A 22980-nucleotide genomic window follows, 5' to 3' on the forward strand; every position below is an offset into this window, starting at 1 on the left:
GCCGCGCGGCGTCACTCGACGGGAGCGGCGTCGCGGTGCTCCTGCACATGGGTCAGGTAGTGCTCGGCGTTGCGCAGCAGGCCGGCGCGTTCCTCGTCGCTGAGCTCGCGCCGCACCTTGGCGGGAACGCCGGCGACCAGCGAGCCGTCCGGGATCTCGGATCCCTCGAGCACCACCGCACCACCGGCGATGAGGCATCCCGATCCGATCCGGGCGCCGTTGAGCACGACCGCCCCCATGCCGATGAGCGAGCCGTCGCCGATCGTGCACCCGTGGACGACGGCGTTGTGGCCGACCGAGACGTCCTCGCCGATGACGACGGGACGCCCCGCGTCGACGTGCACCGACACGTTGTCCTGCAGATTGCTGCGGGCACCCACCGTGATGGTGTCGCCGTCGGCGCGGAGGACCGCGTTATACCAGACGCTCGCGCCGGCCCCGAGGGTGACCCCGCCCACGACGCGTGCGCCGGCGGCGACGAACGACGTGGGGTCCAGCGCGGGCGTCCGGCCCGCGGCGGTGAGGACCGATGCTCCGGGTGCGACCGTCATGATGCGCCTTCCTTCGTCAGGGCGTCCTGGATGGCCTGGCTGTACCAGGGGGCGAGCGTGTCGGCGAACGTCACGGTGAGGTGATCCTGGTCGCGGTAGATGTTCGCGCCGCCGACCACGGGCGCGCAGAGCGTGTCGCCGCAGAAGACGTCGGTGAAGTCGAGCAGCGTGACCGATTGCTGGCCGGATGCCGCGTCCTTCAGCGGATCGTCGGCCACGAGCACGTCGGAGCGCAGGCCGTCGCACTCCGACATCGCGCGCGTGCGGAGGCATTTGTTGGGGTCTGTCTCCCACACCGGGTTGTCGACGACCGTGATGACGGGGACGCCGCGGTCGATGACCGTGCTCCACGCGTCGCGGTAGCCGGCGACGGCGGCCGCGTGCGCCGAGTCGTACCCGTCCGCCGAGTAGGGAGTGGTGGCGATGGCCGCCGTGAACACCGCGTCGAGCTCGGTGTCGTCGATCGCGCGCTGGACGCGCTCGCGCCACTCGGTGCACGCCTCGCCGAAGGCGCCGGGCGTCGCGAGCGGCGTGGTGTTCCACGGGCAGGCGCCCTTGAACCACGTCACGAGCTGCCACCCGTTGTCTTCGGCCATCCGCTCGAAGGTCGAGAGCAACTGGTACGCGTGGCTGTCGCCGATGAGCGCGACGCGCGGCGCGTCGGGATCGTCCGAGCCGAACGTGCACGACACTGGCCGGGAATCGGTGAGCTGCACGAAGCACTGCTCATGGCGGGGGCGGTCGATGCCCGCGAATCCCGGCGCCGGCAGGATCTCATCGCCGAAGTCGGCGTCGGCGCACGCGGCGTCGAGCACGACGGCGGCTCCGAAGCACTCGGGCGGATCCTGCTGGAGCTCGGCGATCGCCCGCGTGCCCTGCTGGTAGAGCGGCGCGTTGACGAACCAGGCCGCCCCGGCGACCAACGCGACCACGATCATCGCGGCGAGGGACGACCACAGCGTCACCCGGGCTGGGCGACGCGTCAGCACCTTCCAGCTGCGCGCAGGGTCTTCGACGAACCGCTTGGTCAGCCAGGCCAGCACGAAGCACAGCACGAGCAGCGCGACGCGGTGGTAGATCGTCAGCCCCCAGAACGGCACCGACGGGGCGATCACGATCAGCGGCCAGTGCCAGAGGTACAGCGAGTACGAGATGTCGCCGACGAACTGCGCGGGGCGCAGCGACAGCACCCGCGTCGGATACCACCAGCGATCGGTGTTGGATGCCGCGATCACCGCGGCCGCGCCGAGCGTGGGGAGAGCGGCCATATAGCCCGGGAAGGGCGTCTGCCCGTCGAACGTGAAGGCGACGTACAGCAGGAGGACGATGCCGCCCCAGCCGAGGAGGAAACTCCCGATCGCGTGGCGTACGCGCAGCAGCGGCACCAGCGCGATCATCGCGCCGACGCCGAACTGCCACATGCGGCCGAACGTGACGAAGTACGCGGGCGCCGGGTCGGTGATCGTGAAGACGACGCAGAACGCGAACGAGACCACCGTCACGATCGCGAGCGCCACGAGGATGGCCCGTCGCCGCGCACCCCGGAACCATTTCACGCCGATCCACGCCGCCAGCAGCATGATGAGCGGCCACATGACGTAGAACTGCTCTTCGAGCGACAGCGACCAGTAGTGCTGCACGGTCGTCGGCTCGCCGCCGTGGTTGAGGTAGTCGGCCGAGTTCAGCGCCAGGTACCAGTTCTCGACGTAGAACGTCGAGGCGAGGATCTCGCGCACCTCGTTCGGGAGCGCGGAGGTCGGCATGAGGTACGGCGACATGACGACGAGCGCGCAGAACAGCAGGACGAGGAGGGATGCCGGGAGCAGGCGCCGTGCGCGTCGCGCCCAGAACTGACCCAGGCGAACGGTGCCGGTGGCGGTGAGTTCCCGCATGAGATGCGCGGTGATGAGGAAGCCGGAGATGACGAAGAAGACGTCGACGCCGACGTAGCCGCCGGTGAGGCGGCCCGGCCAGAAGTGGTAGAGCACGACGAACAGCACCGCGATGGCGCGAAGGCCCTGCACGTGCGGGAGGAAGCGCGAGGGCTCGGCGTGCTCGGGCGAGCGGTCGCGCGGCTCGCGGGTCACGGTCGTGACGGGATCGCCCAGGTTCTGCGGTCCGAGGTCGTGATCGGCGGAAGGCACCCATCGACGTTAGCCGCTGTCGTGCCGCTTCCCCGCACCGACCCCGCCGATTCCCCGGTTTAGCCCAGCCTTGTCTTGCTTGCGGAATGACAGCCGCTGAGTAGCGTTGCAGTCACTGGAGGACGCAACGCCGATCGGCGTGATCCTCCGCACGATGGAGGCGAGAGACATGACGAACACCCAGACCACCCCCGCAACCGCCGCGAACCCCGACGTCGCGGCAGCCACGGCGCAGTTCCTCACCCCCGTCGTCCTGGGCCTGCAGGCCCTGGCCGTGAACGGGAAGCAGGCGCACTGGAACGTGCGCGGCGCCAACTTCATCGCGATCCACGAGCTCCTCGACTCGGTCGTTGCCCACGCGCAGGACGGTGCCGACCAGGCCGCAGAGCGCATCGTCGCTCTCGGGCTCCCGATCGACGCCCGCGTGAGCACGATCGCGGCCAAGACGGCGACCGCCGTGCCGGCCGGCTTCACGCAGTGGGACGCGCTCATCCGCACCGTCATCAGCGACATGGACACCGTCATCGCGGACGTCCAGGCGGCGATCGACGGACTCGACGAGTTCGACCTCACCAGCCAGGACATCGCGATCGGCATCAAGGAGTCGCTCGAGAAGGACCGCTGGTTCCTCTTCGCGCACCTCGCCGAGTGAGCGGAGTGCTCGACCACGAAGACCCCCGGATCATTCGGGGGTCTTCGTCGTCTCACGGATGCTGCAGGTAGGCGAGCACGGCGAGCACGCGCCGATGCTCGGTGCCGGACTCCTCGAGGCCGAGCTTGGCGAAGATCGCGCTGATGTTCTTCTCCACCGCTCCGACGCCGATGAAGAGCCGCTCGGCGATGCTCGCGTTGCTTCTGCCCTCGGCCATGAGCGTGAGGACGTCGCGCTCGCGCGGCGTGAGGCTCGACAGCGGATCCGGACGCGCCGAGAGCAGTCCCTGCACCACGAGCGGATCGAGCACCGTGCCGCGTTCGCGGACCCGGCGCACGGCGTCGGTGAACTCGTCGAGCGAGGTGACCCGGTCTTTGAGCAGGTAGCCGACGCCGCCCTCTCCCCCGGCGAGCAGCTCCCGGGCGTACACCGCTTCGACGTACTGGCTGAGCACCAGGATTCCCACCTCGGGCAGCGCGGCGCGCAGCGCCAGGGCGGCGCGGATGCCCTCGTCGCGGAATCCCGGCGGCAGGCGCACATCGAGGATCGCGACATCGGCGCGCGCCTCCCGCACCCGGTCGACGACGTCCTCGGCATCGCCCCACGCACCGGCGGTGGCGTAGCCCGCCTCGTCGAAGAGCCGGACGAGTCCCTCGCGCAGGAGGACCGAGTCCTCGAAGAGGACGACGCGAAGGGCGGCGGAGGCGTGCGGGGCGGCCATCCCCTCAGGATAGGGACCGTTCATGGTGCGACCGCCAGCGGGATGTGCGCCCCCACCGAGGTCGGACCGCCGAGCGGGCTCTTCACCACCAGCTGCCCGCGCAGGCCTGCCACGCGCTCCCGCAGGCCTTCCAGGCCGTGACCCGACCGGAGGGCAGCGCCGCCCCGTCCGTTGTCGACGACCCAGACGTCGAGGTGGGTGTGCGCGCCCGACGCGGAGCGGCGCAGCGACGCCCGGAGCGTGACGCCGGTGGCGCCGGCGTGCTTGACCACGTTGGTCATCAGCTCGGCCACGACGAAGTAGACGGTGCGCGCCACCTCCTGGCTCACCGCGCGGTCGATCGCCGGATCGATCTCGATCTGCACCCGCAGGGGCGAGCCGGCCGCCAGCGCATCGAGCGCCGCGGCGAGACCGCGGTCCTGCAGCAGCGGAGGGGCGACGCCGCTGGAGAGCGCTCGCAACTCGTCGAGGGCGGCCTTGGCGTGCCCCCGGGCCTCTCGCGCGAGGTCGGCTGCGGCATCCGCGTCGCCTGACTCCGCCCGTCGCTCGAGGGCGGCGAGGTCCATCTGGAGGCGGACCAGCCGCTGCTGCGGGCCGTCGTGGATGTCTCGTTCGAGCCGGCGGAGCGCGACGTCCTCGGCGTGCACCGCGGCGCCGCGGGCAGCCGCCTCGGCGCGCACCTCGGCGGCCAGGTCGTCGGACTCCCATCTGCCGAGCATCCCGCGGCCGATCGCGTGATGAGCCCGCGCGAGTCCGCCGAACACCCACGGCATCGTGCCGGTGAAGAGGATGCCGGCGATCAGGTACAGCACCACTTCCACGGCCCAGCCCGACCAGCCGCCGAAGAGCCACGGCACCGCGTCCGCCACGTAGTGGCCCCACTCCCCGCCGTCGCCGTCGCCGCGGTCGCCGCGCGGCAGGAAGGCGCCCCAGAACCAGTAGGTCAGACCGCCGAGGCCCACGCTCAGCCACACCGTCGTCAGCGCGAACGAGATCGTGCTGACGACAGGGCTCACGATCATGCCGTGGACGAGGTACACCCAGTAGTGGGGGTTGCGGATCGGGCGGGTCAGCGTCGCCCAGAAACCATCGCCCGCAGGGCTGTCGCGGTTCCACTCCGGCTCGACGATCGGGGGCAGCCCGGCGAGCAGCAGCAGGAACCGGTCGGCGACCCCGAAGCCGCGGGCGATGAGGAGCGTCAGCACGCCCAGCGGCAGGCCGACGACGATGACGAGCAGACCGACGCTCGTCCAGAACAGCGCGGCCAGGACGCTCAGCGAGAGCATGGCGAGCACGAACACCACGAGGAGGTAGACCGCGCTGCCCGGCGTGCGGGCCCACGCTCGACCGTACGCCGCCCAGAAGCCGCGGGCCTCGTGCACCGGGGGGCCGGCGGCGGGCAGGTCCGCTGCGGGGGTCGTGGTGGTCATGGCTGTCTCCCTCGGGACGAGTCCGATCGGGCTGCTGCCCGCTTCGACGCCCCGGAACCGTCCCCATCATGCCCCGGTGGGCGGGTGTTCCGGAGGTCGTGCCTCCAGCATCGCGAGCGGGCGTCGGCTGCGGCATCCGACCCGCTCCCGCACGCATACGGGGGTTCACCCCCGGACGCCCGTCGGTTCACGCGACGTGCGTCAGCCGCCCGCCCAGGAGGGTCGCCGACACGCGCATGGAGCGCAGCTGCGCCTCATCGGCCGCGAGCGGATCGTGCTCGCACACCGCGAGGTCGCCGAGGTCGCCGGGCTCGACGCGCGCCGGGCGGGCGGAGCCGCCGCGAGTCGAGGCGGAGAGCGCGGTCGCCGCGTCGACGCGCTGGTGCGGCTGCCACGGCTCGCGGCCGTCGCGGGTGCGGAACACCGCCGCCGCCATGGCCGCCCAGGGGTCCAGCGGCGACACCGGTGCGTCGGAGCCGAACAGCAGATTCGCGCCGCTGTCGGCCAGCGCGCGCAGCGGGTAGGGCTGTGCGGTCTGCCCCGCCCAGACCGTGTCGGTGAGGTCCCGGTCGTCGACCGCGTGCTCGGGCTGCACGCTCGCACCCACCCCGAGCCGTGCGAAACGCGGGATGTCGGAGTGCGCCACCAGCTGCGCGTGCTCGATCGTGCCCCACGCGCCCGTCGCCGTGAACGCGTCGAGGGCGTGGGAGTTGGCGACGTCGCCGATGGCATGGATCGCCGACGCGATGCCCGCGGCGGTGGCGCGCGTCATGAGGTCGACGAGTGTCGCCAGGTCGACGCTGATCACCCCGTGATTGTGGGGATCGCCCGGGTATGCGTGCGAGCACGCCGCCGTGCGGGTGCCGAGCGAGCCGTCCGTGATCACCTTGAGCGGGCCGACGCGGACGAGTTCGGATGATCTCGATCCGGTCGCAGAGCGAGCACTCGATCCGGATGCCGCGCCTCGCGCGACGTCGCCGGTCTGCAGTCCTTCGGCGATCGCGCGGTCCAGGAACTGCGGGTAGATCCCGAACGACACCCGCAGCGCGTCGAACCCAGCCGCGAGGCGGCGGACCCACGCATCCTCGTTCCACGACATGTCGAGGTCGACGAGCCCGACGACGCCGCGGGATGCGGCATCCGTCGCCATCCGGTCGACGAGCGGGTCGGACACCGACGCGTCGACGGCGTTGAGGCGCCGCGAGATCTCGAAGGCCGGCTCCTCGCGCAGGATCCCGCTGTCATCGGGCTCGAACCCCTCGCGGCGGAGCGCGGCGGTGTTCAGCCACACGCTGTGCACATCCGCGTTGATGAGATAGGTCGGCACGTCCCCGGTGGCCGCGTCGAGCGTTGCGAGCGCCGGGGTGTCGGGCCAGAAGGCGTCGCGGAAGCCGCTGCCGACGCGGCGCCCGTCCGGGAGCGGCGCGGCGGCGCCCATCAGCGCGGCCGCGTGCGCGGCGGAGGTCGCGCCGCCGAGCGGCACGCGCTGGGCCGACAGCGCCCACTGCACGGTGTGCACGTGGTGGTCCCAGAGTCCCGGGACGACCCATCCGCCGTCCGCGTCGAGCACGCGCCCGCTGCGAGGCAGGGCGCCGGCCGGTGCGACGTCGACCACGAGGCCGTCGGCGAGGTGGATGTCGACGGGGTCCGACCCGAACGGGTCGGTGCGGTCGGAGCCCGTCAGCCGAGCGTCGGCGATGACGTCGGGAGCCTCCCCGCGCCCGAGGCTCACCGGGCGGCCTTGCGGGTGTCGAGGTCGCGACGCATCTCGCCGGCGAGTCGTGGGTCGGCATACGGGCCGGTCCCGGCCTCGAGACCGGCGATGACGGTCTCGACGATCTCGTCGGACTTGTTCTGGCTGAGCTTGCGCTTGCCGACGACCCTGGTGGGCGTGAGGCGGAACCCGACGGTGCCCTTCTCGAGGCGCCGCACGAACTCCGGATCGTTCGGCGCCTCCCACATCAGCCGGGGCTGCGGCATCGCGCTCTCGAAGCGCGCCACGAGGCGCTCGAGCACCTCGAGGTTCTCCTGCGGGGTCAGGATCTCGGGGACGCCGCTCAGGTGCGCCGAGACGAAGTTCCAGGTCGGCACGCTCTGCACGTCGCCGTACCAGCCCGGTGATACGTACCCATGCGGGCCCTGGACGACCACGAGCAGCTCCCGCTCGCCGAGCCCGTGGATGAGGTCGTCGGGCTTGCCGACATGCCCGACGATGGTGAGGTCGTCGCGGTCGGGATCGAGCAGCACCGCGTAGTGCGAGGCGACCAGTCCGTCGTCGGTCGCGCTGACGAGAGTGACCCAGGGGTTCTGCTCGATGAGCCGGCGGATCTCGCCGACGTCGGCCATCGCGAAGCTCGGGTTCTGACGCATGCGCCCAGCCTAGGGTCGCCGGGATCACACCTTCGACGCGCGTTCGCCGCCGACGTCATCGCTGGCAGTACGGGCACCAGTAGAGCTTGCGGCCGGCGGCCTCCTCGACGACGATCTCGGTGCCGCAGACGCGGCACGGCAGGCCGGCGCGGTGGTACACCCAGTGGCGGTCGTCCCGACTGGCCATGGCCCGCCGGTAGGCGTCGGGGTCCAGGTCGTCCATCGTCATCATCTGGCCGGTCTCGACGCCGATGGCGAGCAAGCGCACCCAGTCGCGCCAGATCTCGCGGACGACCTCTTCCGGCACGTCGCGGCCCGGGGTATGGGGGTTCTGGCGGGCACGGTACAGCAGCTCCGCGCGATAGACGTTGCCGATCCCGCTCACCACGTTCTGATCCATCAGCAGCAGGCCGATCGGCGTCGGCTTGCGGCGGACGACGGCGGTGAACCGCTCCTCGCCCTCGGCGATGTCGTCCACCAGCGGATCGGGACCCAGCTTGGCGACGGTCGCGGCCACCTCATCCGGAGTCTGCAGCTCGCACGCGGTCGGTCCGCGCAGGTCGGCGCACGTGACCTCGGTGAGCAGCCGGAGGCGCACCTGGCCGACGACGGGCGGCGGCCACTGGTCGCCCTCGTCCGCGAGCCCCGTCGTCTGCTCCGACATGCGCACGTGCACGCGTGCACGTCGCGGTGCGCCGATCGAGCTCAGCGAGTTCTCGCCGGCGGCATCGAGGATCGGCTCGCCGAGGTCGGTGCCCCGCTGGTTCGTCTGCCCCATCCGGCCGTTGGCCGACGCGATGGTCGGATCGACGAGGATCTCGCCGGCGAAATCCCAGGCGCCGTACACGCCGAGGTGCACCCGCAGCCACAGGTCGTCGTCGAACTCGAGGAACATCTGCTTGCCGACGGCGCGCACCGACATGGCGGTGCGACCGCTGATGAGGGCCGCGCCCTCTGCGAACCGGCCCTGAGGGCTCGAGGCGGCCACCGCGCGCCCCACGATGTTGCGCTCGAACTGCCGGGCGATGCGGTGGACGGAATGGCCCTCGGGCATCGGGTCAGCCGGCCTCGGGATCGAACGAGCTGTCGTCCGCAGCGAGCACGTCGGGCTGCACCGGTGCCCCCTGACCGGCGCGCGGGTCGGGCTCGAGCGAGCCGTCCTGCTCGTAGGCCGCCAGCTGCGCGATGCGGCGCGCGTGGCGCTCCTCGCCCGAGAAGGGGGTGGCGATGAAGCGATCGATGAAGGCCGCAGCCTCGTCGAACGTGTGCTGGCGCGCGCCGATCGCGATGACGTTGGCGTCGTTGTGCTCCCGCGCGAGCTCGGCGGTCGCGATGCTCCACACCAGCGCGGCGCGCACGCCCAGCACCTTGTTCGCGGCGATCTGCTCGCCGTTGCCCGAGCCGCCGAACACGACGCCGAGCGTCTCGATCCCTTCGGCCTGATCGCGCACGACCGCCTGGGCGGCGCGGATGCAGAACGCCGGGTAGTCGTCGAGCGGGTCGTAATCGATCGGACCGTGGTCGACGACCTCGTGACCGGCGGCGGCGAGATGGTGCTGCAGCTGCGTCGAGAACTCCAGGCCGGCGTGGTCGGTCGCGATGTGGATGCGCATGCGCTCCATCCTAGAGAGGGCGCGACAGCGGAGGACGACGGGATGCCGCGACCCGGCGGGCGACCGGAAACCCGCCCTCAGGGGTCAGGGCGCGATGCCGGCGGCGGCGGGCTTGAAGCCCGCGCGCACGTTCTCGCAGCAGGCCGGGCGGCAGACGTCGAACCAGGGCCCGAGATCGGTGAGGTGGGGCCGCTCTGCGGCGGACGTGCCGTTGAGCCGCTCCTCCACGAGATCGACCAGCCCGGCGACGAAGGCGGGGTCGACGCCCGGGGTCGGCGTGCGGACCGCGCGGATGCCGGCCTCCTCGGCCGCTTCCATCGCCTCGGTGTCGAGGTCCCACAGGACCTCCATGTGGTCGCTCATGAAGCCCAGCGGCGCGATGGCCACCGCCGCGACGCCGGCCGCAGGAAGCTCGGCGATGACGTCGTTGACGTCGGGCTCGAGCCACGGCTGGCTCGGCGGCCCCGACCGCGACTGGTAGACGAGGTCCCACGCGATGTGCTCGGCGCCCGGCACCTCGGCGGCCACCGCGGCCATGACGACCTCCGCCACGGCCAGATGCTGCGCGGCGTAGGCGCCGCCCTCTCCCAGATCGCGGTGGAGCTCGTCCCCCTCGCGCGGACCGGAGCGCTCGGCATCCGCGGTCGGGATGCTGTGGGTCGAGAAGAGGACGCGGACCGCGTCGGCTGGGACGCCGTCGGCGAGAAACGCCGCGATCGCGTTGCGGACGCCGTCGATGAACGGCTGCACGAAGCCCGGGTGGTCGAAGAACTGCCGCACCTTGTCGATGGTCACGGAGCCGGCGAGACCCGTCTCGGTGAGCACGCGCGCGAAGTCCTCGCGGTACTGACGGCAGCTCGAGAACGACGAATAGGCGCTGGTCGCGAGGCCGAGCAGGTTCGTCCGGCCGGCGGCCGCGGCATCCGTCACCGCCTCGCCCAGGTACGGCGCCCAGTTGCGGTTGCCCCAGTACACCGGCAGGTCGATGCCACGGTGCGCGAGCTCGGCCTCGAGCGCTGCCTTGAGCGCGCGGTTCTGCGCGTTGATGGGACTCACACCGCCGAAGTGGCGGTAGTGGTGCGCGACCTCTTCGAGGCGCTCATCGGGGATGCCGCGCCCCCGGGTGACGTTGCGGAGGAACGGGATGACGTCATCCTGGCCCTCCGGGCCCCCGAACCCGGCGAGGAGGATCGCGTCGTAGGCGACCGGCTGCTCCACGTGCGGGGAGCCGGCGACGGCGGCGGGTGAGGCGAAGGGGACGACGTGCTGCTCGGCGGAAGTCACCCCACCATCCTGACACTCCCCCCGCCCGCGGCCGCCGCTTCCCGACACGCCGGCCCTCCTTCTCCACAGCCTGGGCCGCCCCCACGCGCCTGGCATAGGCTGGGACGGTTGTCATCGGGGCCATCAGCGCTGGTGGCGGCCGCCGGACCGACGTCCGTGCAACCGGCCTAAGAGACCGACCACACCACACCTTTGGGAGCCGAAGCAGTGCCTGGAGAGAATCTCACCCGCATCGAGGCGCAGGAGCGCCGAGCGATCGTCGACACGCAGTCGTACGAGATCGCCCTCGACCTGACGAAGGGCGACGAGGTCTTCGGGTCGCGCACGGTCGTCCGGTTCACGGCGACGCCGGGTGCTGCCACGTTCATCGATCTCATCGCGCGCGACGTGCGCGAGATCACGCTCAACGGCCGTTCGATCGACGCGGCCGCCGCGTTCGCCGACTCGCGCATCGCGCTGGACGACCTCGCCGCCGACAACGAGCTCGTGATCGACGCCGACTGCCTCTACACCAACACCGGCGAGGGCCTGCACCGCTTCGTCGACCCCGTCGACGGCGAGGTGTACCTCTACTCGCAGTTCGAGGTACCCGACTCCCGCCGGGTGTTCGCCGTGTTCGAGCAGCCCGACCTCAAGGCGACCTTCGCCTTCACCGTGACCGCCCCCGAGCCGTGGAAGGTGGTCTCGAACTCCCCCACGCCCGAGCCGAAGAAGCACGGCGACGGCACCGCGACGTGGCGCTTCGAGCCGACGCCGCGCATCTCGTCGTACATCACCGCGCTCATCGCCGGCCCGTACGAGGCGACGTTCTCCGAGCTCACGAGCGCGTCGGGCCGTGTCATCCCCCTCGGCGTCTACGGCCGCAAGAGCCTCTGGCAGCACCTCGACGCCGACTACATCTTCGACAAGACGCGTCAGGGCTTCGCCTACTTCGAGGAGAAGTTCGACTACCCGTACCCGTTCGCCAAGTACGACCAGCTCTTCGTGCCGGAGTTCAACGCCGGCGCCATGGAGAACGCCGGCGCGGTCACCTTCACCGAGACGTACGTGTTCCGCTCAAAGGTGACGGATGCCGTGAAGGAGCGCCGCGTCGTCACGATCCTGCACGAGCTCGCGCACATGTGGTTCGGCGACCTCGTCACGATGAAGTGGTGGAACGACCTCTGGCTCAACGAGTCGTTCGCCGAGTGGGCCTCGACCATCGCCACCGCGGAGGCCACCGAGTGGACCGAGGCGTGGACCACGTTCAACGCGATGGAGAAGACCTGGGCGTACCGCCAGGACCAGCTCCCGTCGACGCACCCGGTCGTCGCGCAGATCAACGACCTCGAAGACGTTCAGGTGAACTTCGACGGCATCACCTACGCCAAGGGCGGGTCGGTGCTCAAGCAGCTCGCCGCGTGGGTCGGCATCGAGGCGTTCTTCGCCGGCGTCGCCGCGTACTTCAAGAAGCACGAGTGGTCGAACACCGAGGTGGGCGACCTGCTCGCCGAGCTCGAGGCCACCAGCGGCCGCGAGCTGTCGACGTGGTCGAAGAAGTGGCTCGAGACGGCGGGCGTCAACACGCTCTCCCCCGAGATCGTGACGGACGTCGACGGAACCATCACGCGCTTCGCGATCGTGCAGACCGCTCCGGCCGACTACCCCACGATCCGCCCGCACCGCCTGGGGGTCGGCTTCTACGACCTCGACGGCGGCGCACTGGTGCGCGTGCACCACGTCGAGCTCGACGTCGACGGCGACCTCACCGAGGTTCCCGAGCTGAAGGGCCGCAAGCGGCCCGCACTCGTGCTGCTCAACGACGAGGACCTCGCCTACGCCAAGATCCGTCTCGACGACCAGTCGCTGCGCACCGCGATCGACCACCTCGGCAAGATCAGCGATCCCCTCGCCCGCTCGCTCGTGTGGGGCGCCGCATGGGACCAGACGCGCGACGCCGAGGCATCAGCCTCGGACTACGTCGACCTGGTGCTGCGCAACATCGGCGCCGAGTCCGAGTCCACCACCGTGCGCACGACCCTGGCGCAGCTGCTGCTCGCGGCGAGCTCGTACGTGGCCCCCGAGAAGCGCGACGCCACGCGCGCCAAGGTCGCCGACGCGCTGTGGGAGCTGGCGCTCGGGGCCGAGCACGGCAGCGACAGCCAGCTGCAGTTCGTGACCGCCTTCGCCTCCGCCGCCGCCACGCCCGGTCAGTGGGGGAAGGTCCGCCAGGTTCGCGACGGCGAGGTGACGTTCGGCGGCCTCGAGATCGACACCGACCTCTCGTGGCAGCTGCTCGTGTCGCTCGCCGCGGGCGGCGTCGTGACGGCGGCCGACATCGATGACGCGCTGGCGGCCGACAACACGGCCAAGGGCGGCGAGTTCGCCGCTCAGGCGAAGGCCGCGCTGCCGAGCGCCGAGGCGAAGGCCGCCGCGTGGTCGTCGCTCGTCGACAGCGACGACCAGCCGAACACGATCGTGCGTGCGGCAGCGGCGGGCTTCGTCCACCCGGCCGGGCGCGACCTCCTCGACGAGTTCGTCCCGCGCTACTTCGACGCACTGCTGCCGATCTGGGACTCGCGCACCTACCAGATCGCGCAGTACCTCATCGTGGGCCTGTACCCCGCCCCGCTCGCGAACGTCGCGCTGCGCGACGCGACGCGCGCCTGGCTCGAGGCGCACGGCGACGCGGCTCCGGCGCTGCGCCGCCTCGTGGCCGAGAACCTCGCCGGCGTCGAGCGCGCGCTGTCGGTGCAGGACCGCGACGCCCAGTAGGTCATGACCGGATGCCTCGGCCCCGCGCGACGCGGGGCCGAGGCATCCGTCGTCTTCGGCACCCAGGTACCACTCCGTCGCCGACTGTTCATCCCGCAGGCGGACGCGCGCGACCATAGCGGCCTCATAGCGTGGGGCCATGATCGTTGCAGAACAGCTCACGAAGCGCTTCGGAGACAAGACCGCCGTCTCGAACGTCTCGTTCACCGTGCAGCCGGGGAAGGTCACCGGGTTCCTCGGACCCAACGGCGCCGGCAAGTCCACCACCATGCGGATGATCGTCGGCCTCGACCGCCCGACGTCCGGCACCGTGACCGTCGGCGGGCAGTCCTACGCGCACCTGCGGTCGCCGCTCACCGAGGTCGGCGTGCTGCTGGACGCCAAGGCCGTCCACACCGGGCGGTCCGCCCGCAACCACCTCCGGGCGATGGCCGCGACCCACGGCATCGGCCGCGCGCGCGTCGACGAGGTGATCGAGCTCACCGGCATCCAGTCCGTCGCCGGCAAGCGGGCGGGCAAGTTCTCGCTCGGCATGGGGCAGCGGCTCGGCATCGCCGCGGCACTCCTCGGCGACCCCCGCACCCTCATCCTCGACGAGCCGGTCAACGGGCTCGACCCCGAGGGCGTGCGGTGGGTGCGTCAGTTCGTCCGGCATCTCGCCGCCGAAGGGCGCACCGTGCTGCTGTCCAGCCACCTCATGAGCGAGATGGCGCAGACCGCCGACCACGTGATCGTGCTCGGGCGCGGTCAGGTGCTCGCCGATGCGGAGCTGTCGGAGCTCGTGCGCGCCTGGACCACCAACAACGTCGTCGTGCGCTCGCCCCGCCTCTCGGAGCTCGCCGCCGCGCTGGCGGGGCCCGACGTCACCGTGACCGCCTCGGCACCCGGCGTCGCCGAGGTGTCGGGGGTCACCGCCGCTTCGGTCGGCGACCTCGCCGCCTCGCTCGGCATCCCCGTCCACGAGCTCACCTCGCGCACCGGGTCGCTCGAAGACGCCTACCTCGCGCTCACCGGCGACGCCGTCGAGTACACCTCCAAGGAGATCGCATGACCACCGTCGCCCCCGCCACCCGCGCCGAGTCCGCTGCCCGCGCCGACTCGACGCACCGCCTCTCGTTCGCCCACCTGCTGCGCAGCGAATGGATCAAGATCACGACGCTGCGCTCCACCTGGTGGTCGCTCGGCATCACCGCCCTGCTCTCGATCGGCATCTCGATGATGATCGCGTCGGCCTCGGCCGAGTTCGGCGGCGGCTACCCGGCCGTCAGCGCGATCCTCTCCCCCACCCAGTTCACGATGCTGGTCGCGGGCATCCTCGGGGCGATCGTCATCACCGGCGAGTACTCCACCGGCATGATCCGCTCCACGCTCACCGCCGAACCGCGCCGCGGCGCGGTCGTCGCCGCGAAGGCGGTCGTGGTGGGAGTTCTGATCGCGCTGACGACGGTGGTGATCTACGCCGTGGCCCTCGCGGCGACCGCGCCGTTCGTCGCGGAGGGGATCGACTGGTCCGACCCCGCGCAGTCGAGCATCCCGCTGGCACTCGGCGTGGTCTCCATGGTGGTCTTCACGTTGATCGGTCTGGGCTTCGGCTTCATCCTGCGCAACGGCGCGGGCGCGATCGCCGTCACGGTCGGCGTGCTGTTCGTCCTGCCGATCGTGTTCAGCCTCTTCGGCATGTTCGGTGAGAGCTGGAGCTGGGTCGCCGATCTCGCCGAGTACCTGCCGATGAACGCCGCCGCAGAGGCGACCGGTCCGGGCGCGGAGGAGCTCCTGGCACCCGTGCTCACGCTGGCCGCCTGGGCGCTCGTGCCGCTGGTCGGCGGCTGGGCGGTCCTGCGAAGCCGCGACGCGTAGAGTCGACCGGATGTCGCAATCCGACCGCACGGCCGTCGTCGGTGCCCCTCAGGGCGCCGACGACGGCCTGCTGCTGCCGCGGCCGCCGGGAGTCTTCCGCCGCTTCTGGGCGCGTCATCCGCGGACGGCCGACGGGATCGTCGCCGCCATCGCCTTCCTGCTGTCGGCGCCCTCCGCCGCGATCCGCTCCGAGTATCCGGTGCCACCCACGGGCGGTCAGACGGCGCTGGCGATCGCCCTCGTGCTGATCGGGTGCGCCGCGCTCCTGCTGCGGCGCTCGCGCCCCGTCCTCGTCTTCATCGTCGCGGCACTGCCGCTGGTGATCCTGCCCCCCAGCCTCGTGCCCGCGGCGCACCTCGTTCCCGCCTTCGCGATCTACGCGATGGCGGTGTATCGCTCGGTGCGCGCCTGCTGGATCGGCTTCGGCACAGCTTCGGGCCTCATGGTGCTGTACACCGTCGCGGCCGGCCTCGCGGCTCCGGCGACCTGGGGATTCTTGATCACCTCACTGGTGTCGGGGGTCATCGCGCTCCTCATCGGCGCGCTCATCGGAATCAACGTCGGCAACCGCCGCCGGTACCTGGAGGCGCTGATCGACCGGTCGCGTCAGCTGCTCGTCGAGCGGGACCAGCAGGCGCGTCTGGGGGCGGCGGCCGAGCGCACGCGCATCGCCCGCGAGATGCACGACATCGTCTCGCACAACCTGACCGTCGTCGTGGCCCTGGCGGAGGGGGCAGCCGCGACGCCCGACCCCGCCCGTTCACGCGCGGTCGCCGAGCAGATCGCCGACACCGCGCGCGGTGCGCTCGGTGAGATGCGGGCGATGCTCGGCGTCCTGCGCGATCCCGATCTCGCCCCCGACGCTCCCCTGGCGCCGGTCGAGTCGGCGTCGCTCGCCGATGCGGTGGAGGCCGCGCAGCGGGCGGGGTTCCCGGCCGTGCTCCACGTCGAGGGGCGGCTCGACGACGTGCCGGCCGAGGTCCGGTTCGCGGTGGCGCGGATCGTGCAGGAGTCGCTCACGAACGCGATGCGGCATGCACCGCTGGCCACGACCATCGACGCCCGGATCACGGTGCGTTCCGACGCCGTCGGCCTCGACATCGTCAACGACGGCGTGCGCTCCGGTGCCGACCTCGGCGACCCCGGCGGGCGCGCGGGCTTCGGCCTCCCCGGACTGCGCGAGCGCGCCGCGCACGTGGGCGGAACACTGGAGGCCGGGCCCGTCGACGGCCGGAAGTGGGCGGTGCGCGCCACACTCGCCGTGCCGGCGCCGCAGCCGGCGGCGACCGCCGATACGGAGGATCACGGACGATGACGACACCCATTCGCGTGCTCCTGGTCGACGACCAGGAGCTCATCCGGCTGGGCTTCCGGCTCGTGCTGGAGGCCGAGCCCGACATCGCCGTCGTCGGGGAGGCCGCCGACGGCGAGGAGGCGGTGCGCGCGGTCGCCGAGAGTGGGCCGGACGTGGTCCTGATGGACATCCGGATGCCGCGCACCGACGGCATCGCCGCCACGCGGGCCATCGTCGGTGCCCATCCCGAGACGCGCGTGCTCGTGCTGACGACCTTCGACCTCGACGAGTACGCCTTCGGTGCGCTGGACGCCGGCGCGAGCGGGTTCCTCCTCAAGGATGCCCAGCGCGCCGAGCTCACGTCGGCCATCCGTGCGGTGCACCGCGGCGATGCCGTCCTGGCGCCGGCCGTCACGCGGCGCCTCATCGAGCGGCTTCACGACGCGCCGGCACCCGCAGTGGCCCACCAGGCGCCCGAGCTCACGGCGGCGCTCACGGACCGGGAGAACGACGTCTTCCTCGCGATGGCCGAGGGCATGACGAACGCCGAGATCGCCGGGCACCTGTACCTCAGCGAGTCGACGGTCAAGACCCACGTCGGCCGCGTGCTCGCGAAGATCGGGGCGCGCGACCGCGTGCACGCGGTGATCCTCGCCCACCGGCTGCGTCTGGTGGACCCGGCCGCGCCGCTTCCCACCGACGCGCGCGGCGAGGCGTCAGGCTGAGTGACGGCTCAGTTCGGCGTGCACCGATCTCGTTAGGATCGTCACGATGATCAGCGCCCCCCTTGCGACCACGCCGCCTCCCGATGCCCCCGATCTGACAGACGCGGAGCTGTGGAAGGGCATCGGCGAGTTCTTCGTGAAGGCGGGCTGGAATCTTCTTGCGGTGGCCGGCATCATCGTCGGCGCATTCCTCCTCGCGTGGATCCTGAAGTTCGTACTCCGCCGCGTGGTGAACCGGATCGTCAACGGCGCCAAGTCGAAGGCCAACGTCGACGACACGCAGGCACTCGAGCGATCACCCCTGGCCTCCGTGCGCCTCGTGCAGCGCACGCGGACGCTCGGCTCGATCCTCCACAACGTCGTGAACGTGACGATCGTCGTGATCGCGATGCTGCTGATCATCAACGTCCTCGCGCCTACGGCGCTCGGCTCGCTGACGCTGCTCACGGCGGCCGTCGGCGCCGGCCTCGGCTTCGGTGCCCAGAACATCGTCAAGGACGTGCTCAACGGCATCTTCATCGTCGCCGAGGACCAGGTCGGCATCGGCGACGTCGTGGATCTCGGCCTCGCCACCGGCATCGTCGAGTACGTCAGCGTGCGCGTGACGCACGTGCGCGACGTCAACGGCACCCTCTGGTACGTCCGCAACGGCGAGATCACACGGATCGGCAACCTTTCTCAGGGCTGGTCGCGCGTCATCATCGATCTCTCGGTGGCCGTCGACTCCGACATCGACGAGGTGGAGCGCACGATGCTCGACACCGCGAAGGGCCTCGCGAAGGACCCGAAGTGGCGCACGCGCATCCTCGAGCAGCCCGAGGTCTGGGGCCTGGAGTCCATCTCCGGCGACGCGCTCGTCATCCGCCTGGTGATGAAGACACGCGCGAACGCGAAGGACGACGTCGCACGAGAGCTGCGCATGCGACTCAAGCACAGCATCGACGAGATGGGCATCACGCTGCCCGCACTCACCGCCGTCATGCCCTCGGGGATCGAGGGAGCGCAGCGCGTCCGGGGCGCGAATCCCCCGAAGACCAAGCCGAACCCGGTGCCGCCGGCGGTCGAACGGCCGGTGTGGAAGCCCAAGCGCCCGAGCAAGAAGGCGCCCGGGGCGGGCGGGGACGGTGCGTCCACCGACGGCGCCTCAGGAGGAACCCCATGACCGATGAGCAGCAGCCCGCCGCCGAGACGGCCGCGGGGGCCGTCCCGCTCAGCTTCTACGACGAGGTGGGCGGGCACGAGACGTTCGTCCGGCTCGTCGACGCGTTCTACCGCGGCGTCGCCGACGACGACGTGCTGCGGCCGATGTACCCCGAGGAGGACCTCGGCCCCGCGAAGGAGCGCCTCACGCTCTTCCTCGCGCAGTACTGGGGCGGTCCGACCACGTACAGCCAGGAGCGCGGCCACCCGCGGCTGCGGATGCGTCATGCCGCCTTCCACGTCGACCCCGACGCCCGCGACCGCTGGCTCGCGCACATGCGGGTCGCGCTGGACGAGCTCCAGCTCCCGCCGCTGCATGAGGCGACGCTCTGGGACTACCTGCAGCGGGCCGCCTATGCCATGGTGAACACGTTCCAGCCGTCGGGCATCGGACCCGCGGCCGGAGCCAGGGCCGCGGCATCCCTCCCCGTCACGGCGGCGCCGCCCGCCGACACCGATCCCCCTCGCTGACTCAGCCTGATCCCCCACCCTCGCCGACGAAGGAGTCGCCATGCCCGCCGCCGTCCACCACACCGACGTCCTCGTGATCGGCTGGGGCCTTGCCGGCCTCGTCGCCGCGTCGGAGGCCGTCGCCGCCGGGAAGCGCGTCACGATCCTGGATCAGGAGCCGCGCTCGAACCTCGGCGGGCAGGCGTGGTGGTCGTTCGGCGGGCTCTTCTTCGTCGACTCCCCCGAGCAGCGACGCCTCGGCATCCGCGACTCGCTCGAGCTCGCGCGGCAGGACTGGTTCGGCAACGCCGGGTTCGACCGCGAGGAAGACCTGTGGCCCCGCCGCTGGGCCGAGGCGTATCTGCAGTTCGCCCACGAGGAGAAGCGCTCGTGGCTGCGCGAGAAGGGCGTCGGGTTCTTCCCGATCGTGGGCTGGGCGGAGCGCGGCGGCTACACGGCGACCGGCCCGGGCAACTCGGTTCCCCGCTTCCACATCACCTGGGGCACCGGCCCCGGCATCGTGGCGCCCTTCCAGGCGGCCGTCGAGGCGGGCGAGGCCGACGGCCGGGTGACGATCCTCCCCCGGCATCGCGTGACGGCGTTGAGCGTCGTGGACGGCGTCGTCACCGGCGCGACCGGCGACGTGCTGGCGCCGTCGGGCGCCGCGCGAGGGGCTGCCAGCTCGCGCGAGGTCGTCGACGAGTTCACGGTGACCGCCGGCGCGACGATCGTCGCCTCGGGCGGGATCGGCGGCAACCACGATCTCGTCCGGCAGTGGTGGCCCGAGCGACTGGGAACTCCCCCGGCGACCATGGTCACCGGCGTGCCCGCCTACGTGGACGGGTCGATGCAGCCCGTCAGCGCCGCGGCCGGCGCCCGCCTCATCAACGGCGACCGCATGTGGCACTACGTCGAGGGCATCCAGAACTGGGATCCGGTCTGGCCGGATCACGGCATCCGGATCCTCCCCGGTCCCTCCTCGGTCTGGCTCGACGCGACCGGCACCCGTCTGCCCGTCCCGCTCTTCCCGGGATTCGACACGCTCGGCACGCTCGCACATCTGCGCGGAACCGGGTACGACCACTCGTGGTTCGTGCTCTCGCAGAAGATCATCGAGAAGGAGTTCACGCTGTCGGGGAGCGAGCAGAACCCCGACCTGACCGGCAAGGACGTGCGGCTGCTGGCGAAGTCCCGGCTCGGCAAGGGCGCGTCGGGGCCGGTGCAGGCGTTCATGGACCGCGGTTCGGACTTCGTCGTGCGCGACACCCTCGACGACCTCATCGCGGGCATGCAGGCGCTTCCGGGCGGCGAGGCCCTGGACGCAGAGCGCGTCCGGTTCGAGATCGAAGCACGGGACCGCGAGGTCGACAACGACTTCACCAAGGACGCGCAGATCGCCATGCTCCGCTCCGCGCGCGCGTTCCGCGGCGACCGCCTCATCCGCACCGCCAGTCCTCACCGCATCCTCGACCCGCAGTCGGGCCCGCTCATCGCGGTGAAGCTCCACGTGCTCACCCGGAAGTCGCTCGGGGGCATCGAGACCGACCTGTCGGCGCGCGCGCTGGGCGCGGGCGGCGAGCCGGTGAGCGGCCTCTACGCGGCGGGCGAGGCGAGCGGATTCGGCGGCGGCGGCGTCCACGGCTACCGCGCGCTGGAGGGCACGTTCGTCGGCGGATGCCTGTTCTCCGGGCGGGTCGCCGGCCGCGCCGCGGCAGCCGCGCTCTGACGATGCCCGCCATCGAGCTCGCAGACCGGATCCCGACGCCGGCCGAGCACCGCGCGATCGCCGAGGCCGTCGGATGGACCCACGCTTTCGACTGGGACACGATCGGCGCGTCGCTGGCGGGTTCCATCGCCGGTGTCGTCGCGCTGCAGAACGGCGTGGCCGTGGGGATGGGCCGATTGGTGGGCGACGGCGTGAAGTACTTCTACGTGCAGGACCTCGCCGTCGTTCCGGCGGCGCAGGGCCACGGACTCGGCACGGCGCTCCTGGACCGACTGCTCGATCAGGTCGCCGCACAGGCGCCCTCCGATGCCTTCGTCGGCCTCTTCGCGACGCCGGAGGGCGACGCGCTCTACCGGTCGCGGGGATTCGCCGCAGGCGACATGACCGGCATGTTCCGCATCGTCGCGCCGCACGGCGCGTGAAGCCGCGCGGAACGGGCGTCAGTTCGCGGAGGTCCCCGTCCGACGGACCGGAGTGAGACCGGTCGCCACCGGTCCGCGCACCAGCACGTGGCCGCGCGCGAGGCTGACGCGGGTCCAGGGGCCGTTCACGAGCACACGCGCGGTCTCGCTGCCGCTGATGAAGCCGAGGCTCAGCGCGGCGAACGCCACCCCCAGCGGCAGCCCGCCGAGCTCCGGATCGGGGGCGCCCCATACGGCCGCGCGGACCGTGCGCACGACGTCCTCGCCCGAATCCGTGGGCACCGTGTCGGCCACGCGCGCGATACCGCCCTGGGCCTTCGCGGCGAGAGCCGTGGCCTCGATGCCGGGGCGGGCTTCCCACCCGCTGCGCGGCGGTGTGATGCCGGCCCACGCCGGTGAGAGGGCCGTCTCGGGGAGGAGGATCGCCCGGCGGTCGTCGGGAGCCGGCACGAGGGCGGATGCCTCGACCACGAGGTCGCAGACGAGCTCGGGATCGGCGGCGAGAGTGCGCAGTGCCAGCACCGTCGGGGTCGGGTCGCCGAAGCCCCGCGGCGCAAGAGCCGCCGCCGTCATCGCCAGGATGCCGCCGGAGGCCTGGAGGCGCACACCTTCGACCGTGAAGCGCGCCGCGCGCCCGGCAAAGGTGAGGGCGTCGGAGGCGGAGTCGGGATCGGCGAGCAGCAGGCGCGGAGACATCGCCCCTAAGCTACCAAGCGGACCGACGGGCGGCCGTCGCGCCGGAGAGGAGCACCTGTGGACGCTGAGCCGAACGCCGAGGCCGAGCCGGAGCCCGATCCCGTCGCCTCGATGCTGTCGGTGATCGACCTCAGCGAATCGGACGCCCGCACCACGGAGGACATCTTCACCGGAACGTCGCAGTCGATGCCCCTCGGGCGGGTCTACGGCGGCCAGGTGCTCGCGCAATCGATCGTCGCCGCATCGCGCACGATCCCCGAGGACCGCAACGTCCACTCGATGCACGGCTACTTCCTCCGCCCCGGGGACTCTGCCAAGGGGATCACGTTCGCGGTCGACCGGATCCACGACGGCCGATCGTTCTCGACCCGGCGGACCCAGGCCTTCCAGGAGGGGGTGCCGATCTTCTCGATGATCGCGTCGTTCCAGGACGAGGACCCCGGTGTCGACCACCAGGCGCCCATGCCCGGCGACGTCCCCGGCCCCGACGAGCTCCCCGACATCGAAGCGCACCTGCAGGGGCTGCATCCGATGTCGAAGCGGCTGTTCACCGATCGGCCGGTCGACCTCCGGCACATCCCCTCCCCCATCTACCTCACGGTCGAGGGTGAGCGGGTTCCGCGGCAGGCGGTCTGGATGCGGGTCCGGCGCCAGATCCCCGACGATCCCGCGATCCACCGCGCGGCCCTCGCCTACCTGAGCGACCTGACGATTCAGGAGTCGATCCTGCGCGCTCACGGCGTCGCCTGGTCCACGCGCGGCCTCAAGGTGGCCAGCCTCGACCACGCCATGTGGTGGCACCGCTTCGGGCGCGTCGACGAGTGGATGCTGTACGTCCAGGAGTCGCCGAGTGCCCGCGGTGGCCGCGGGCTCGCGACCGGCCGCATCTACGCCGCCGACGGCACCCTGCTCGCGAGTGTGGCGCAGGAGATCATGGTCCGCATCCCGGACGAGGACGCCGCCGGTCGCTGAGCGGTCGGTCAGGGCGGCGACTCCGCGGCGCGACGGTGGCGTTCAGCGGCGCCGGGTGCCCATCAACGCCGGGTGCCCGGTGCCCCGTCAACGCCCGGCGCCGGGTACCCGTCAACGCC

At 71.7% G+C, this 22980-nt stretch carries 21 protein-coding genes; 11 read left to right on the top strand and 10 right to left on the bottom strand.

Translation table 11 applies throughout. From position 1 onward, the window contains the following. Positions 1-11: 11 nt before the first annotated feature. Both R8Z57_RS08305 and R8Z57_RS08310 read right to left on the bottom strand, forming a co-directional pair. On the bottom strand, positions 12-551 hold the full coding sequence (locus R8Z57_RS08305; RefSeq protein WP_318353285.1) for a gamma carbonic anhydrase family protein: 540 nt from the start codon (positions 549-551) through the stop codon (positions 12-14). Next, entirely contained in the window at positions 548-2695 is a 2148-nt protein-coding gene (locus R8Z57_RS08310) for an acyltransferase family protein (RefSeq protein WP_318353286.1), read from the bottom strand. Before R8Z57_RS08310 ends, R8Z57_RS08305 begins: the two co-directional genes overlap by 4 nt. A 169-nt stretch (positions 2696-2864) precedes the next feature. Between R8Z57_RS08310 and R8Z57_RS08315 the strand changes: the two genes are divergently transcribed. Continuing rightward, on the top strand, positions 2865-3347 hold the full coding sequence (locus R8Z57_RS08315; protein WP_318353287.1) for a DNA starvation/stationary phase protection protein: 483 nt from the start codon (positions 2865-2867) through the stop codon (positions 3345-3347). A gap of 52 nt (positions 3348-3399) precedes the next feature. Here the strand turns inward: R8Z57_RS08315 and R8Z57_RS08320 are convergent, their stop codons facing one another. The 7 genes from R8Z57_RS08320 to R8Z57_RS08350 form a co-directional block, all read right to left on the bottom strand. After that, entirely contained in the window at positions 3400-4068 is a 669-nt protein-coding gene (locus R8Z57_RS08320) for a response regulator transcription factor (protein WP_318353288.1), read from the bottom strand. 20 nt (positions 4069-4088) lie between these two features. Continuing rightward, complete coding sequence (locus R8Z57_RS08325) at positions 4089-5498, bottom strand: sensor histidine kinase (protein ID WP_318353289.1); 1410 nt, start codon at positions 5496-5498, stop codon at positions 4089-4091. A 187-nt stretch (positions 5499-5685) separates the two neighbouring features. After that, positions 5686-7230 (bottom strand): amidohydrolase, encoded by a 1545-nt coding sequence (locus tag R8Z57_RS08330; RefSeq protein WP_318353290.1) that lies wholly within the window; start codon positions 7228-7230, stop codon positions 5686-5688. Next, on the bottom strand, positions 7227-7868 hold the full coding sequence (locus R8Z57_RS08335) for an FMN-binding negative transcriptional regulator (RefSeq protein ID WP_318353291.1): 642 nt from the start codon (positions 7866-7868) through the stop codon (positions 7227-7229). Before R8Z57_RS08335 ends, R8Z57_RS08330 begins: the two co-directional genes overlap by 4 nt. A gap of 55 nt (positions 7869-7923) precedes the next feature. Beyond that, on the bottom strand, positions 7924-8922 hold the full coding sequence (locus R8Z57_RS08340) for an Fpg/Nei family DNA glycosylase (protein WP_318353292.1): 999 nt from the start codon (positions 8920-8922) through the stop codon (positions 7924-7926). A 4-nt stretch (positions 8923-8926) separates the two neighbouring features. Further along, a complete protein-coding gene (locus tag R8Z57_RS08345) occupies positions 8927-9481 on the bottom strand; it encodes a ribose-5-phosphate isomerase (protein ID WP_318353293.1) in 555 nt (184 codons plus the stop codon). 84 nt (positions 9482-9565) lie between these two features. Then, positions 9566-10765, bottom strand: a complete 1200-nt coding sequence (locus tag R8Z57_RS08350; protein ID WP_318353294.1) for a ferrochelatase — start codon at positions 10763-10765, stop codon at positions 9566-9568. A 207-nt stretch (positions 10766-10972) separates the two neighbouring features. Here R8Z57_RS08350 and pepN point away from each other — a divergent pair, with 207 nt between their 5' ends. The 9 genes from pepN (at position 10973) to R8Z57_RS08395 (ending at position 21193) form a co-directional block, all read left to right on the top strand. Next, on the top strand, positions 10973-13519 hold the full coding sequence (gene pepN, locus R8Z57_RS08355; RefSeq protein ID WP_318353295.1) for an aminopeptidase N: 2547 nt from the start codon (positions 10973-10975) through the stop codon (positions 13517-13519). 139 nt (positions 13520-13658) lie between these two features. Continuing rightward, positions 13659-14570, top strand: coding sequence for an ABC transporter ATP-binding protein (locus R8Z57_RS08360; protein ID WP_318353296.1), 912 nt, complete (start codon positions 13659-13661; stop codon positions 14568-14570). Further along, positions 14567-15376, top strand: a complete 810-nt coding sequence (locus R8Z57_RS08365) for an ABC transporter permease subunit (RefSeq protein ID WP_318353297.1) — start codon at positions 14567-14569, stop codon at positions 15374-15376. Before R8Z57_RS08360 ends, R8Z57_RS08365 begins: the two co-directional genes overlap by 4 nt. 10 nt (positions 15377-15386) lie before the next feature. Beyond that, complete coding sequence (locus R8Z57_RS08370) at positions 15387-16691, top strand: histidine kinase (protein ID WP_318353298.1); 1305 nt, start codon at positions 15387-15389, stop codon at positions 16689-16691. After that, positions 16688-17395, top strand: a complete 708-nt coding sequence (locus R8Z57_RS08375) for a response regulator transcription factor (RefSeq protein ID WP_318353299.1) — start codon at positions 16688-16690, stop codon at positions 17393-17395. The genes R8Z57_RS08370 and R8Z57_RS08375 overlap by 4 nt, the downstream gene beginning before the upstream one ends. 46 nt (positions 17396-17441) lie before the next feature. After that, positions 17442-18557, top strand: a complete 1116-nt coding sequence (locus R8Z57_RS08380) for a mechanosensitive ion channel family protein (RefSeq protein ID WP_318353300.1) — start codon at positions 17442-17444, stop codon at positions 18555-18557. Next, positions 18554-19066 carry a globin gene (locus tag R8Z57_RS08385; RefSeq protein WP_318353301.1) on the top strand — a complete coding sequence of 171 codons (513 nt, stop codon included), beginning with the start codon at positions 18554-18556 and terminating at the stop codon, positions 19064-19066. The genes R8Z57_RS08380 and R8Z57_RS08385 overlap by 4 nt, the downstream gene beginning before the upstream one ends. 40 nt (positions 19067-19106) lie before the next feature. Next, positions 19107-20771, top strand: coding sequence for an FAD-binding dehydrogenase (locus tag R8Z57_RS08390; RefSeq protein WP_318353302.1), 1665 nt, complete (start codon positions 19107-19109; stop codon positions 20769-20771). 2 nt (positions 20772-20773) lie between these two features. Next, positions 20774-21193 (top strand): GNAT family N-acetyltransferase, encoded by a 420-nt coding sequence (locus R8Z57_RS08395; RefSeq protein ID WP_318353303.1) that lies wholly within the window; start codon positions 20774-20776, stop codon positions 21191-21193. An 18-nt stretch (positions 21194-21211) separates the two neighbouring features. Here R8Z57_RS08395 and R8Z57_RS08400 read toward each other — a convergent pair whose 3' ends face one another. After that, the gene (locus R8Z57_RS08400; RefSeq protein WP_318353304.1) at positions 21212-21889 is read right to left on the bottom strand and encodes a hypothetical protein; all 678 of its coding nucleotides are present in this window, start codon (positions 21887-21889) and stop codon (positions 21212-21214) included. 111 nt (positions 21890-22000) lie between these two features. On the opposite strand from R8Z57_RS08400, the gene R8Z57_RS08405 reads away from it, so the two are divergent. Continuing rightward, complete coding sequence (locus R8Z57_RS08405) at positions 22001-22861, top strand: acyl-CoA thioesterase II (protein WP_318353577.1); 861 nt, start codon at positions 22001-22003, stop codon at positions 22859-22861. Positions 22862-22980 lie beyond the last annotated feature (119 nt).

This window comes from Microbacterium sp. M3 (assembly GCF_033548675.1).
In the GTDB taxonomy this organism is placed as follows: Bacteria; Actinomycetota; Actinomycetes; order Actinomycetales; family Microbacteriaceae; genus Microbacterium; species Microbacterium arthrosphaerae.

What these genes read in the sequence shown, in the direction of transcription:
- R8Z57_RS08400 (WP_318353304.1), bottom strand. Translation starts at nt 21,889, where the DNA reads ATGTCTCCGCGCCTGCTGCTCGCCGATCCCGACTCCGCCTCCGACGCC.
- R8Z57_RS08335 (WP_318353291.1), bottom strand. Translation starts at nt 7,868, where the DNA reads ATGCGTCAGAACCCGAGCTTCGCGATGGCCGACGTCGGCGAGATCCGC.
- R8Z57_RS08395 (WP_318353303.1), top strand. Translation starts at nt 20,774, where the DNA reads ATGCCCGCCATCGAGCTCGCAGACCGGATCCCGACGCCGGCCGAGCAC.
- R8Z57_RS08390 (WP_318353302.1), top strand. Translation starts at nt 19,107, where the DNA reads ATGCCCGCCGCCGTCCACCACACCGACGTCCTCGTGATCGGCTGGGGC.
- R8Z57_RS08340 (WP_318353292.1), bottom strand. Translation starts at nt 8,922, where the DNA reads ATGCCCGAGGGCCATTCCGTCCACCGCATCGCCCGGCAGTTCGAGCGC.
- R8Z57_RS08345 (WP_318353293.1), bottom strand. Translation starts at nt 9,481, where the DNA reads ATGCGCATCCACATCGCGACCGACCACGCCGGCCTGGAGTTCTCGACG.
- R8Z57_RS08315 (WP_318353287.1), top strand. Translation starts at nt 2,865, where the DNA reads ATGACGAACACCCAGACCACCCCCGCAACCGCCGCGAACCCCGACGTC.
- R8Z57_RS08305 (WP_318353285.1), bottom strand. Translation starts at nt 551, where the DNA reads ATGACGGTCGCACCCGGAGCATCGGTCCTCACCGCCGCGGGCCGGACG.
- R8Z57_RS08320 (WP_318353288.1), bottom strand. Translation starts at nt 4,068, where the DNA reads ATGGCCGCCCCGCACGCCTCCGCCGCCCTTCGCGTCGTCCTCTTCGAG.
- R8Z57_RS08325 (WP_318353289.1), bottom strand. Translation starts at nt 5,498, where the DNA reads ATGACCACCACGACCCCCGCAGCGGACCTGCCCGCCGCCGGCCCCCCG.
- R8Z57_RS08375 (WP_318353299.1), top strand. Translation starts at nt 16,688, where the DNA reads ATGACGACACCCATTCGCGTGCTCCTGGTCGACGACCAGGAGCTCATC.
- R8Z57_RS08360 (WP_318353296.1), top strand. Translation starts at nt 13,659, where the DNA reads ATGATCGTTGCAGAACAGCTCACGAAGCGCTTCGGAGACAAGACCGCC.
- R8Z57_RS08385 (WP_318353301.1), top strand. Translation starts at nt 18,554, where the DNA reads ATGACCGATGAGCAGCAGCCCGCCGCCGAGACGGCCGCGGGGGCCGTC.
- R8Z57_RS08365 (WP_318353297.1), top strand. Translation starts at nt 14,567, where the DNA reads ATGACCACCGTCGCCCCCGCCACCCGCGCCGAGTCCGCTGCCCGCGCC.
- R8Z57_RS08405 (WP_318353577.1), top strand. Translation starts at nt 22,001, where the DNA reads ATGCTGTCGGTGATCGACCTCAGCGAATCGGACGCCCGCACCACGGAG.
- R8Z57_RS08370 (WP_318353298.1), top strand. Translation starts at nt 15,387, where the DNA reads ATGTCGCAATCCGACCGCACGGCCGTCGTCGGTGCCCCTCAGGGCGCC.
- R8Z57_RS08380 (WP_318353300.1), top strand. Translation starts at nt 17,442, where the DNA reads ATGATCAGCGCCCCCCTTGCGACCACGCCGCCTCCCGATGCCCCCGAT.